The organism is Rhodococcus sp. 5G237, from assembly GCF_053764735.1.
This window is the reverse complement of the sequence record NZ_JBSNCD010000011.1, coordinates 46,454-58,513: the sequence shown is the minus strand read 5'-3', so window position 1 is coordinate 58,513 and position 12,060 is coordinate 46,454. Positions and strand designations below refer to the sequence as shown.

Annotated in this window: 14 protein-coding genes; 11 read left to right on the top strand and 3 right to left on the bottom strand. The window is 69.0% G+C overall.

All coding sequences use genetic code 11. The features are described 5' to 3' along the window. The first annotated feature begins 11 nt into the window (after positions 1-11). Entirely contained in the window at positions 12-701 is a 690-nt protein-coding gene (locus ACWPOC_RS22775; protein WP_006552355.1) for a response regulator transcription factor, read from the top strand. Here the strand turns inward: ACWPOC_RS22775 and ACWPOC_RS22770 are convergent. Beyond that, complete coding sequence (locus ACWPOC_RS22770; RefSeq protein ID WP_174247121.1) at positions 683-1,513, bottom strand: hypothetical protein; 831 nt, start codon at positions 1,511-1,513, stop codon at positions 683-685. The genes ACWPOC_RS22775 and ACWPOC_RS22770 overlap by 19 nt on opposite strands. 45 nt (positions 1,514-1,558) lie before the next feature. Between ACWPOC_RS22770 and ACWPOC_RS22765 the strand changes: the two genes are divergently transcribed. The 3 genes from ACWPOC_RS22765 to ACWPOC_RS22755 are packed head-to-tail and all read left to right on the top strand — an operon-like array spanning position 1,559 to position 4,801. Beyond that, positions 1,559-2,512, top strand: a complete 954-nt coding sequence (locus ACWPOC_RS22765) for a Ppx/GppA phosphatase family protein (protein WP_120280068.1) — start codon at positions 1,559-1,561, stop codon at positions 2,510-2,512. Beyond that, complete coding sequence (locus tag ACWPOC_RS22760) at positions 2,509-3,843, top strand: hypothetical protein (protein WP_120280067.1); 1,335 nt, start codon at positions 2,509-2,511, stop codon at positions 3,841-3,843. Before ACWPOC_RS22765 ends, ACWPOC_RS22760 begins: the two co-directional genes overlap by 4 nt. Before the next feature lie 4 nt (positions 3,844-3,847). Further along, positions 3,848-4,801, top strand: coding sequence for a sugar phosphate isomerase/epimerase family protein (locus ACWPOC_RS22755; protein WP_120280066.1), 954 nt, complete (start codon positions 3,848-3,850; stop codon positions 4,799-4,801). Here the strand turns inward: ACWPOC_RS22755 and ACWPOC_RS22750 are convergent. Beyond that, on the bottom strand, positions 4,760-5,176 hold the full coding sequence (locus tag ACWPOC_RS22750; protein WP_016693729.1) for a hypothetical protein: 417 nt from the start codon (positions 5,174-5,176) through the stop codon (positions 4,760-4,762). The genes ACWPOC_RS22755 and ACWPOC_RS22750 overlap by 42 nt on opposite strands. A 115-nt stretch (positions 5,177-5,291) precedes the next feature. Here ACWPOC_RS22750 and ACWPOC_RS22745 point away from each other — a divergent pair, with 115 nt between their 5' ends. From ACWPOC_RS22745 to ACWPOC_RS22715, 7 genes are all read left to right on the top strand, one after another. Then, positions 5,292-5,957, top strand: coding sequence for a MerR family transcriptional regulator (locus tag ACWPOC_RS22745; protein WP_120280065.1), 666 nt, complete (start codon positions 5,292-5,294; stop codon positions 5,955-5,957). Continuing rightward, positions 5,954-6,811, top strand: coding sequence for a thioesterase family protein (locus ACWPOC_RS22740; protein WP_120280064.1), 858 nt, complete (start codon positions 5,954-5,956; stop codon positions 6,809-6,811). The genes ACWPOC_RS22745 and ACWPOC_RS22740 overlap by 4 nt, the downstream gene beginning before the upstream one ends. A gap of 77 nt (positions 6,812-6,888) precedes the next feature. Continuing rightward, complete coding sequence (gene proC / locus ACWPOC_RS22735; protein WP_120280063.1) at positions 6,889-7,749, top strand: pyrroline-5-carboxylate reductase; 861 nt, start codon at positions 6,889-6,891, stop codon at positions 7,747-7,749. Positions 7,750-8,008: 259 nt separating this feature from the next. Then, a complete protein-coding gene (locus ACWPOC_RS22730; RefSeq protein ID WP_006552345.1) occupies positions 8,009-8,245 on the top strand; it encodes a helix-turn-helix domain-containing protein in 237 nt (78 codons plus the stop codon). Between the two features lie 261 nt (positions 8,246-8,506). Beyond that, positions 8,507-8,608, top strand: a complete 102-nt coding sequence (locus ACWPOC_RS22725) for a 30S ribosomal protein bS22 (protein WP_003402602.1) — start codon at positions 8,507-8,509, stop codon at positions 8,606-8,608. Positions 8,609-8,833: 225 nt separating this feature from the next. After that, complete coding sequence (locus tag ACWPOC_RS22720) at positions 8,834-9,865, top strand: NAD-dependent epimerase/dehydratase family protein (protein ID WP_120280062.1); 1,032 nt, start codon at positions 8,834-8,836, stop codon at positions 9,863-9,865. Beyond that, a complete protein-coding gene (locus tag ACWPOC_RS22715; protein ID WP_120280061.1) occupies positions 9,862-10,845 on the top strand; it encodes a lysophospholipid acyltransferase family protein in 984 nt (327 codons plus the stop codon). The genes ACWPOC_RS22720 and ACWPOC_RS22715 overlap by 4 nt, the downstream gene beginning before the upstream one ends. A 93-nt stretch (positions 10,846-10,938) precedes the next feature. On the opposite strand, the gene ACWPOC_RS22710 is transcribed toward ACWPOC_RS22715, so the two are convergent. Further along, the gene (locus tag ACWPOC_RS22710; protein WP_120280060.1) at positions 10,939-11,895 is read right to left on the bottom strand and encodes an HAD family hydrolase; all 957 of its coding nucleotides are present in this window, start codon (positions 11,893-11,895) and stop codon (positions 10,939-10,941) included. Between the last annotated feature and the right edge of the window lie 165 nt (positions 11,896-12,060).

Below are 12,060 nucleotides of genomic sequence, written 5' to 3'. Positions count from 1 at the left end.
AGGACCAGCTCGTGACGCGTGTGCTGATCGTCGAGGACGAGGAATCGTTGGCGGATCCGCTCGCCTTCCTGCTGCGGAAGGAGGGGTTCGAGACGACCATCGCCGGCGACGGCCCCTCGGCCCTCGCCGAGTTCGACCGGGAGGGCGCCGACATCGTCCTGCTCGATCTGATGCTCCCCGGGATGAGCGGCACCGACGTGTGCAAGCAGTTGCGGACCCGCTCGGGTGTGCCGGTCATCATGGTCACCGCTCGCGACAGCGAGATCGACAAGGTCGTCGGGCTCGAACTCGGCGCCGACGACTACGTCACCAAGCCGTACTCGGCGCGCGAACTCATCGCCCGCATCCGCGCGGTCCTGCGACGCGGGGCCGACACCGAGAGCGAGGTAGCGGCGGACGACGGACTACTCGAGGCCGGGCCCGTGCGGATGGACGTCGACCGTCACGTCGTGCACGTCAACGGTGAGCCGGTTGCCATGCCGCTCAAGGAATTCGACCTGCTCGAATATCTCCTGCGGAACTCCGGGCGGGTGCTCACCCGCGGACAGCTCATCGACCGGGTGTGGGGCGCCGACTACGTCGGCGACACCAAGACCCTCGACGTCCACGTCAAGCGTCTGCGCTCGAAGATCGAGGAGGATCCTGCCAAGCCACGTCACCTCGTGACGGTGCGCGGCCTGGGTTACAAGCTCGAGGCCTGATCGGAACCGGCACCGGAGCCCGCCTGTGCTGCCGACGTCGCGGGATGGATCGCGATCAGCCCCAGCCCCTGGCGTCGCCGGCACAGGCGCGCGAGCTCGTCGTAGGCCGCCGCACCGAGGAGTTCGGTGAGCTCGGGGGCGTACGACTGCCAGACCGGACGCTCGCCGACGTGCGCGTCGGGAGAGCCGGAGCAGTACCAGTCGAGGTCGTGGCCACCCTCACCCCAGCCGCGCCGGTCGTACTCGGTGATGACCGTGCGCAGGATCTCGGTGCCGTCGGGACGCTCGACCCAGTCCTGGGTGCGCCGGATCGGGAGCTGCCAGCACACGTCGGGCTTCATCTCGAGCGGTTCGATGCCGCGTCGCAACGCCATGGTGTGGAGGGCGCAGCCCTGGCCGCCCTCGAATCCGGGACGGTTCAGGAAGATGCACGCACCCTTGTAGCGGCGGGTGCGCAGGGCGGGCTCGTCGTCGATCTCGTCCTCTTCGAGGTAGCCCTTCTTGCCCAGGCCCTTGTCCATGAACTGCCAATCGGCCGGCGTGAGGTGTTTCACTGCCTTCGCCAGCTTCTTGCGATCGTCGTCGTCGGACAGGAACGCACCGTGCGAGCAGCACCCGTCGTCGGGTCGCTCGGCGATGATGCCCTGGCACGCCGGAGTGCCGAACACGCAGGTCCACCGCGAGAGCAGCCATGTCATGTCTGCAGCGATGACGTGTTCGTCGTTGTCGGGGTCGGTGAACTCCACCCATTCCCGAGGAAAGTCGAGAGGGACTTCGGGGGCCGGGTCGAGTTTGTGTGGGGCATGGGACATACCTGCTGTCACAGGTCCCGACGGTAGACCCAGTACCGTATTGATGTGCGCTTAGGGGTACTCGACGTCGGAAGCAACACCGTTCACCTGTTGGTGGTGGACGCCCATCGTGGTGGGCACCCCACGCCGATGAGTTCGACGAAGGCCACGTTGAGGCTGTCCGAGAACATGGACGACAACGGCGACATCACCTCCAAGGGGGCCGAGCGGCTCGTCGAGACCACCGCCGAATTCGCCAGCATCGCCCGCACCTCGGGATGCGGTGAGCTCATGGCGTTCGCGACGTCCGCGGTGCGCGACGCCGGCAACTCCGAGGCCGTCCTCGAGCGGGTGCGCCGGGAGGCCGGGGTGTCGCTGGACGTGCTCTCCGGCGAGGACGAGGCGCGGCTGACCTTCCTGGCCGTGCGCCGGTGGTACGGCTGGAGCGCCGGGAACATCCTCGACCTCGACATCGGCGGTGGTTCGCTCGAGCTCACCTTCGGCGGCGACGAGGACCCCGAGATCGCCTACTCGCTCCAGCTCGGTGCTGGACGGCTCACCCGTGACTGGTTCCGTGAGGACCCGCCCGGCAAGCGCCGGATCTCGGCGCTGCGCGACTGGCTCGACGCCGAACTCGCCGAGCCGGCGAAGGTCATACGCAACGCGGGCGACCCCGACCTGTGTGTGGGTACCTCCAAGACCTTCCGGACCCTCGCCCGCCTGACCGGCGCGGCCCCCTCGTCCGCCGGCCTGCGGGTACAACGGACCCTGACGGCCAGCGGCCTGCGCCAGCTCATCGCCTTCATCTCCCGGATGACCATGGCGGACCGGGCAGAACTCGAAGGTGTCAGCTCGGACCGGTCCGAGCAACTCGTCGCCGGCGCCCTCGTCGCGGAGGCGAGCATGCGTGCCCTCGGAGTGGAGACGCTGCAGATCTGCCCGTGGGCGTTGCGCGAAGGCCTGATTCTTCGGAAGCTCGATACGGATATGGGTGGCGAACTGGTGGTGGCAACCGGATGAGCGAGAATCGCAGCAACGACACGGGGCAGATCTCCGTGGCCGAGCTGTTGGCGCGTAACGGCCAGAAGGTGGGAACGCGGGCCGGGGGACGACGCCGACGAGGCGCGAGCGGCGGCATCTCCGTCGCCGAACTGACGGGCGAGATCCCGATCACGCGCGCGGCCGACGACCGCGCAGACAGCAAGGGCGAGCGGCACACCGCCGCCGACGCGGAAAGTGCTGCCGGACAGTCGGATTCGGCTTCCTCTGCCGCGGCTACCGATGTGAGGACCCCGCCGAAGGTCGCCCCGGCGCCGCGCAAGGCCGAGACCCCGAACAGCGAGACACCGAAGCTCGAGACGCCGAAGACGGCGACTTTCGCGCTGTCCGACATCGAGAAGACCACCGTGACCCCGCGGGTCGCCGTCGAGACGAAGACGCCCCCGCCGAAGGCCGGAACGGGCACGCCTGCCGTCACGAAGGCGCCGTCCGTCCCGAAGACGCCCGCCGCGAAGACACCGCCCGCCGCGAAGACACCGCCGGGCCCGGCCTCGAAGGCGCCCGCATCGACGGACGCAGTGTCGAAGGCGCCCGCATCGACGGATGCAGTGTCGAAGGCGGGTGCAACGTCCAAGGCGGCTGCGTCGACGGAGACAGCGTCCAAGGCGGCCGCGGCGGCTCCACCCAAGATCGAGTCGCCGACCGAGGTCATCCGCCCCGAGGCGCTTCCGCGGCGTGCGCGGGCGCATCTCGGAGCGGTCGCGACGGGCTCGCCGTCCGGTGAGGGAGCGGCGGTCGCCGACAAGAAGTCCGAGAAGGCGAGCGCCCCTGCGGTGTCGGTGCGCAAGGCCGACGTCGCCGAACCTCGACTGCTGTCCGGCCCGGCCAGCGACCTGCAGGGCACCGGTTCCGACGCCGACGACTCCACCGACACCATCGGTGCTGCGGATGCCGCGTCCGACGCTTCCGAGGGATCGGCATCGTCGCGGTCGCGGAAGTCCCGCGGCAAGGGCGGGAAGGCGACGTCCGACGCCGCCGACGACTCGGCACGGAAGAGTGCGGACGACGAGTCCACCGATGCAGAGCAGGGCAGTGGCCTCAAGCAGTGGGCGTTGCTGATCGGCGAGAGCGTCGCCGCGATCGTCGCGGGCGGATTGCTCTTCAAGGGCTTCGAGCGGTTGTGGGACCTCATGCCGTGGGTCGCCTTCGCACTCGCGCTGCTGGTGATCGTGGGCCTGGTCGCGCTGGTGCGTGTCCTGCGGCGCACCGACGACATCACGAGTCAGCTCATCGCGCTCGCGGTGGGAGCATTCGTGGCCTTCGGGCCGCTGTTGTTCCTGCTGCCCGGGTGAGCCGATGCCGACCGCGCAGGGAATCCGGGTAGGGCTGTCCACCGCTTCGGTCTATCCGGAGAACACCGAAGCGGCGTTCCGCTTCGCGGCCGATCTCGGTTTCGACGGGGTCGAGCTGATGGTGTGGGCCGAACCGGTGAGCCAGGACCCCACCTCGGTGGAGCGCCTGGTCCGCGAGTACGGCGTGCCGGTGCTCGCCGTACACGTGCCGTGCCTGCTGATCTCGCAGCGCGTGTGGGGATCCGATCCCGCCGCCAAACTCGACCGTTCGGTGCGTGTCGCCGAGATCCTCGGTGCGGAGACCGTCGTGGTCCATCCGCCCTTCCGGTGGCAGCGTCGCTATGCGGAGGGATTCTCCGACCAGGTCGCGGCGCTCGAGGCCGACAGCCACGTGGTGGTCGCGGTCGAGAACATGTACCCGATGAGGGCCGACGTCGTCTTCGGCGGTCGTGATCGCGGCGCCGAACGTCTGCGCCGACGCGGTCCCGGCCGCGCGGTCTCGGCCTACAGTCCGTCACTCGACCCCACCGACACCGGTTTCGCGCACTACACGCTCGACCTGTCGCACACCGCGACCGCGGGGGCCGACGCCCTCGCGCTCGCGGATCGGATGGGGGAGGGGCTCGCCCACCTCCATCTCGCCGACGGCCGGGGCTCCTCGCTCGACGAACACCTCGTCCCGGGAACGGGCACGCAGCCGTGTGCGGACGTGTGCCGCCGGCTCGCCGCGAGCGACTTCGGCGGTCACGTGGTGCTCGAGATCAGCACCCAGAGCGCACGGACGCGTGCGGAGCGCGCCGGGATGCTGGCGCGTTCGCTGGCCTTCGCGCGCACGCACCTGGATCGCTCGGCGACGCGCGCGATCACCGCCGGCCCCGAGAGTCCCCGGCACACGGACATCGCGCGCGTCCCCGCCTCAGAGGGCAGCGATTCCGGCGGCGAGCACGGCGACACCTGAGATCAGCACACCCGCGGTGAGGGAGACGGCGCCGAGCCGGACCGCCGCGAACATCCGGCCGGGCCGCGTCGGATCGGGCCCGAGAACCGACAGGAAGAAGCCTGCCGGGATCAGGATCGCGGCGACGAGCACGGCGATGGCGCCGGCCGCCGACCAACCGGGTGATGCGCCCACGACGTGCGTGAGAACGGCGATGAGCAGCCCCAGCGTGACGAGTACTCCCGCGTGGGCGTGACCGGCACGGAAGAACGTCTTCTGCAGGTCGTTGGTGGGTACGCCGCCCGCGGCGACGCGTAGCAGGAAGGTGCCTCCGAAGGCGATGCCTGCGACGGTGAGCACGGTGCTCCCGAGAACGATGGTCACGATCGGATGCATGAGGGCCTCCTCGGCCGGTACTCCGTGACTGACGGTTCCACTGTCCGTTGCTGGATAGCTTCACTATCCAATACTGGATAGTTGTAGTATCCGGCGTCAAGGACGGAGGTGATCGGTGCGTATCTCGGAACTCGCCGAGCGTTGCGGCATACCGCTGCCGACGGTGAAGTACTACCTGCGCGAGGGGTTGCTCATGCCGGGCGTGGCGACGAGCGTCACCTCGGCGACCTACGACGACCGGCACGTGCGGCGCCTGGGCCTGGTCCGGGCACTTGCCGCGCAGGGTCTGCCTCTCGAGAAGATCAAGACCGTCGTGGATCTCGTCGACAACCCCCGCGACGACCTGTTCGTCGAACTCGGCCACGCCATCGCCGCGCTGCCGCCCTACGTCGAGGACTCGGCCGGTCTCGACTATCCCCGCGCCCGCCGCGTGCTCGAGCACCTCGGCCAGATCTACGACCCCCGGTTCGCGGCCGTGGCGCAACTCGAACACGCGCTCACGGCACTCGAAGCCGCCGGCCTGCGGATGGACGACCGCCGGATCGACGCCTACGGCCGTCACGTCCGCGCCATCGCCGAACTCGACCTCGAACTGCTGCCGACGCACTCCCGGGAGGCCACCGTGGAAGCGGCCGTGCTCGGGACGGCTCTGTACGAACCGGTCCTCACGGCCATGCGCCGACTGGCCCATCAGCATCTCGCCGCCCGCATGTTCGGGTCCGGTGAACTCCCCACCACCGGCGCCGATCCGGCCCCGAACGACGACCAGGAGCAGCAGTGACCCCCACCGACCAGCCCTTCCTCGACCTGACCTCGGTCACCCGAGTGCCGGGGGAGCACCCGGATGGCACCGATGCCTGGCAGGCGCACATCGATCCGGTGTGGACCATCGGACCCAAGGTGCACGGCGGATGCATGCTCGCGGTCTGCGCGTCCGCGGCGCGCAGGTCGGTGCTCGACGCCGGCGTCGACCCGCTCACCCAGCCGCTCGCCGTGAGTGCCTCGTTCGTCGCCGCGCCCGACCCCGGTGACGTCGAACTCACCACCCTCCTGCGCAAGCAGGGCAAGCAGATCACCCTTGTGGACGTCGAACTGTCCCAGGCCGGACGTGTGGCGGTGCGGGCGAGTGTCACCCTCGGTACGCCGGACTCCGAGGAGCCCTTCCACACGGTGCCGCACCGCGCGACCACCATGCCCGTCGACCCGCCGGCCGAGTCGGTGCTCGTCACCCCCGAGCACCCCATGGGGCAGATCGTGAAGTTCGCCGCCACCTCCCGGCTCCGGATCGACGCCTCGACCGCGCGTTTCCTCGACGGGCAGCAGGGTGAACCGCTCGTGTCGATGTGGACGCGGCCGTCGCCGGGCGACGAGGCCGACGTCGACACCTCGGTGCTGTTCGCGCTCATGTGCGGCGACGTGTCGGCTCCCGTCGCGATGAACCTCGGCCGATTCGGCTGGGCGCCGACGGTGCAGCTCACCGCCTATCTGCGGCGGGTTCCGGCTCCGGGATGGCTGCGGGTCATCGCGGAGAGCAGCGTGCTCGGCAACACCTGGTTCGAGGAGGACCACACCGTCGTCGACTCGACCGGCCAGGTGGTCGTGCAATCGCGTCAGCTGGCCATGATGCCGCGCTGATGCGCCGGAGCGCGGCAGGTTCCGACAGGCGGTGACCGTGGTGTAGGCCGCACGGGCGGTCGTGGCAGGCTGTCCCCATGACGAGAATCGCAGTGATCGGTGGCGGCAGGATCGGCGAGGCGCTGGTCTCGGGTCTGCTGAAGAACGGCTTCGCGACCAAGGATCTCGTGGTCGCCGAGAAGTTCGAGGAACGGCGTGAGGAACTGTCCCGGGCCTACTCGATCCGGGTCACCGACAGCACCGCCGACGCCGCGGAAGGCGCCGACGTGGTGGTCGTGGCCGTCAAGCCCAACGACGTGGACGTCGTCGTCACCGCTCTCGCGGCGGTCGACGCCGGGAACGACGACGAGCAGATCCTGGTGTCGCTGGCCGCGGGCATCCCGACGGTCCGCTACGAGACCAAGCTCCCGGCCGGCTTCCCCGTCGTGCGCGTGATGCCGAACACCCCGATGCTCGTCGGGGAGGGCGCGAGCGTGCTGTCCGCCGGTCGGTACGTCAAGCAGCAGCATCTCGACACGGTCCGCGAGATCCTCGCGAGCGTGGGAACGGTCTCGGTGGTCCCGGAATCGCAGATCGACGCGGTCACCGCGGTCTCCGGATCCGGCCCCGCCTACTTCTTCCTCGTCGCGGAGGCGATGATCGACGCGGGTGTCTCGCTCGGCCTGACGCGGGCGGTGGCCACCGATCTGGTGGTGCAGACGATGACCGGCTCGGCCGCGATGCTCGCGCGTTCGGGGGACAACGCTGCCGACCTGCGCGCCGCGGTCACCTCGCCGGGTGGCACCACGGCGGCCGCGATCCGCGAACTCGAGCGTGGAGGCCTGCGTACGGCCTTCTACGAGGCGCTCGACGCCGCGAAGCGCCGCTCCGCGCAACTCGGGGCGGCATCGGATCAGCCGTCGCCCGCGGCCCGCGAGGGGCTCTCCGGGACGGCCTGACAGGGCATCCACCCGAGGCTCTCGCAGGTGTCCCTGCGGAACGCCGACAGGTGTCACTGCGGAACGCTCACAGACGTCCCTGCGGAACGCTGACAGACGTCACTGCGGGGCGTAGCGTGGCGACGAACAGCCGCCCGCCGGAAATTCCCCGGCTGCATCGTCGCACAGGAACCATTCGTCACGCTAAGCTCGAATCAGCACGTGCGTGTCTGTTCCGCCGGAGGGGAAGCCGGCGGCGCGGGCGTGCCGGAGGTGTGTAATGGTTTCAGGAAACACGCCGTCGAAGGGTCAACCTCAAGACGGACAGTCGGTTCTCGCCGGTACCCAGTTCCTGACGGTTGCCGAAGTGGCAGCTCTCATGCGGGTGTCGAAGATGACCGTGTACAGGCTGGTGCACAGTGGCGAACTACCCGCAGTGCGCGTGGGACGCTCGTTCCGCGTGCATGCGAAGGCCGTCCACGACTACCTCGAGACGTCGTACTTCGACGTCGGATAGAGGTCGGACAGGGACGATCGGCGCGTCGTCGGGGGACGACGGTACGACGAACGGATCCGGTGCGCGAGGGAAGTCGCGTTCCGGGGCGGACCTCGGTTTCACGCCGGGTGGGCCGCCCCGGTAGGATTGCTTGTCGTCGTACCGGCCAGCCGGTGTCGTGAGGCGCTGTTACTCGTCGCCACGAGGCCCAGCGTCGACATACATCAGGCGTACGTCACCGGCGTGCGCAGGAACGCTACAAGGAACGTGAGGGATGCCCACATGGGATCTGTGATCAAGAAGCGCCGTAAGCGCATGTCGAAGAAGAAGCACCGCAAGCTGCTCCGCCGCACCCGAGTGCAGCGTCGTAAACTCGGCAAGTAAGCCCTGCGCCTGTCCGATGCCCGTCACCTTCCATGGTGGCGGGCATCGTTCGTCTGCGCATCCCCACACCCGAAAGTTCACCCGCGAGTCGTGCGATGGCAGCGAAGTGGCCGTATTGTGGGACGGCATACCGCGTCGGGGCGAATGTGACCGATGACGCGTGTGGTGCAGCAGGGGGTTTCACGAGTGGTTTCGCAGGGGCACGAAGTGGCACGTCCACGAGTCGTGCTGGTCACCGGAGCGAGTCGGTTCCTGGGTGGTTTCCTCGTCACCAGGCTCGCCCAGAATCCGGACATCGAGCGGGTGATCGGCGTCGACACCCAGTCGCCGTCGAAGGACATGCTCCGACGCATGGGCCGGGCCGAATTCGTGCTCGCCGACATCCGCAACCCTCTCATCGGCAAGATCATCCGCAACATGGACGTCGACACCGTCGTCCACGCGTCCGCCGTCACGAAGGCCCCGAAGTCCGGGAGCCGCACGGCGATGAAGGACATGAACGTCCTCGGCGCGATGCAACTGTTCGCGGTGTGCCAGAAGGCGCCCTCGGTGCGCAGGATCGTGCTGCGCTCGTCGTCCGTCGTCTACGGCTCGAGTGCCAAGGACCCCGCGAAGTTCACGGAGGAGATGAGCGCCCGCCGCCGGCCCACGGGCGCTTTCGCCCGCGACATGATGGAAGTCGAGGGGTATCTGCGCGGCGTCGCCCGGCGGCGCACCGACCTCGCGACCACCATCCTCCGGCTCGCCCCCACCGTGGGGACCCGGCTGCCCGGCTCGGTGTCGAGTTATCTCACCTCCCCGCTCGTCCCCAACGTGCTCGGCCGCGACGCGCGACTGCAGTTGCTGCACGAGGAGGACGCGCTCGGTGCGCTCGAACACGCGGTCGTCGCCGGACCGCCCGGGACGTACAACATCGCCGGTGAAGGGATCGTCATGATGACCCAGGCAGTACGCCGGGCCGGGGGCATGACGGTGCCGATGCCCTATGCGCTGTTCCGCACGGTCGGGCACGCACTCATGGGTTCGGTGATGAACTCCTTCACCAAGGAAGAACTCGACTATTTCCATTTCGGATGCGGACTCGACACCACGCGCATGCGCAACGAGTTCGGATTCGAACCACGCTGGACCACGAGAGAAGCGCTCGACGATTTCGCCCGGGGCCTCGCCCTCACCCGCATCGTGAAGACCGAATGGGTGGACAAGGCCGAGTCGATGGCGCTCTCCGTGCTCGGAGAGACGAGGGAGACGCGATGACGGAGGTCGCGAAGGTCATCCCGTTGCACGCCGGCAACCGCCGTCCCGGCGAACGGGTCACACGCACACCCCATCCGTCGATGGGGCCACCGCCCACCCCCGAGCAGATGAGCCGCACCGACCGGTTCCTCGACGACCTGCGCGGCACCCTCGCGCACCAGGTCACCGCCACCGCCGAGTTCGTCCGCCGCCGGATGACCGGCGACTACGAGGTCGACGACTTCGGTTTCGACCCGCACTTCACCGAGAACGTCGTCCTGCCGGTGCTGCGACCCCTGTTCGACAAATGGTTCCGCGTCGAGGTCCGCGGCGTGGAGAACATCCCCGCCGAGGGCAGCGCACTCGTCGTCGCCAACCACGCCGGCACGCTCCCCGTCGACGCACTGATGACCTCCGTCGCCGTGCACGACCATGCGGATCGTCACCTGCGGATGCTCGCCGCCGACCTCGCCTTCGGTCTGCCCGTGGTGGGGACGGTGACCCGCAAGGCGGGCCACACCCTCGCGTGCCATCCCGACGCCGAACGACTCCTCCGCCAGGACCAGGTGGTCGCGGTCTTCCCCGAGGGCTACAAGGGCCTCGGCAAACCGTTCAAGGAGCGCTACAAACTGCAGCGGTTCGGCCGCGGCGGTTTCGTGTCGGCGGCTCTGCGCACCCAGGCGCCCATCGTGCCGTGCTCGATCGTCGGCTCCGAGGAGATCTACCCGAACATCGCCGACCTCACCTCGCTCGCGCGCCTGCTCGGACTGCCCTACTTCCCGATCACCCCGCTGTTCCCGGCGCTCGGCCCGCTCGGGATCGTGCCGTTGCCGTCGAAGTGGTACATCGAGTTCGGCACCCCCATCGTCACCGACGTGTACGACGACGCCTCGGCGGAGGATCCGATGGTGTTGTTCGAGGTCACCGACCACGTGCGCGAGACGATCCAGCAGACCCTCTACAAGCTGCTCACACGCAGGCGGAACGTCTTCCTCGGCTGAGCACCTCGAAAATCGAGCCGCTCGGTCGCGGCTGTACTGTCAGGCCGCTCGATCGCGACTGTACTGTCAGGCCGCTCGATCGCGACTGTACTGTCAGGCCGCTCGGTCGCGGCGGCGACCCACGAGGACCGCGACGGCACCACCCGCGGCACCCAGACCGAGCGCCGTCGGCACCCCGACCTTCGCGGCCTTGCGCGCCGTCCGGAAGTCGCGGATCTCCCACCCGCGTGTGCGGGCGACCTGCCGTAGATCCGGATCGGGATTGATCGCGACGGCCGTGCCGACCACCGAGAGCATCGGCACGTCGTTGTGGCTGTCCGAATAGGCCGTACACCGCTTGAGATTCAGACCCTCGCGGATCGCGAGGGCCCGCACTGCGTGCGCCTTGCCGAGACCGTGCAGGATGTCGCCGACGAGGCGGCCGGTGAAGACGCCGTCCTCCGACTCGGCGACGGTGCCGAGCGCACCGGTGAGGCCGAGGCGTTCGGCGATGACGTCGGCCAGTTCGACCGGCGTCGCGGTCACGAGCCACACCTGCTGGCCCGCGTCGAGGTGCATCTGCGCGAGCGCGCGGGTGCCCGGCCAGATCTTGTCGGCGATGATGTCGTCGTAGATCTGCTCGCCGAGCCGGCGCAGTTCTTCGGTGGAGCGGCCCTGCACGAACGACAGCGCCTTGTCGCGACCGGACGCGACGTCGTTCATGTTCTCCTTGCCCGTCAGGCGGAACTTGACCTGCTGCCAGGCGAACTCGAACAGGTCGGACTTGTCGAAGTAGTCCCGGGCGACGAGGCCGCGGGCGAAGTGGATGATCGACGCGCCCTGCACCATCGTGTTGTCGACATCGAAGAACGCCGCCGCGGTCAGATCACGCGGGACGGGAGCGGTGTCGGGGGAGGGCTCGGGCTCGACGCGTGATTCCTGCAACGCGAGGGCGGCATCGGCGCTCGCCTCACCTGCGAGATTGGCGCGGACCTCTTCCTCGCTGGGCCCGAACTTGCGAGAGAAGAGCCGACGTCCGGGACGGATGATGCGCGCCCACGTCTCACCCATGCCCCATCCGTAGGGAAACGAACGTCCTGGCACTCGCACCTCCGGTGTCGTAACGGGCGGGGCTGTCGAAACGGGCGGGCTCCGTGTGACCCCAGCGCTCCGGGCGCCGCCCACACGACGACCGCATGCACGGGCGACCCGCGCCAAGCCTAGCCCGCGATACCG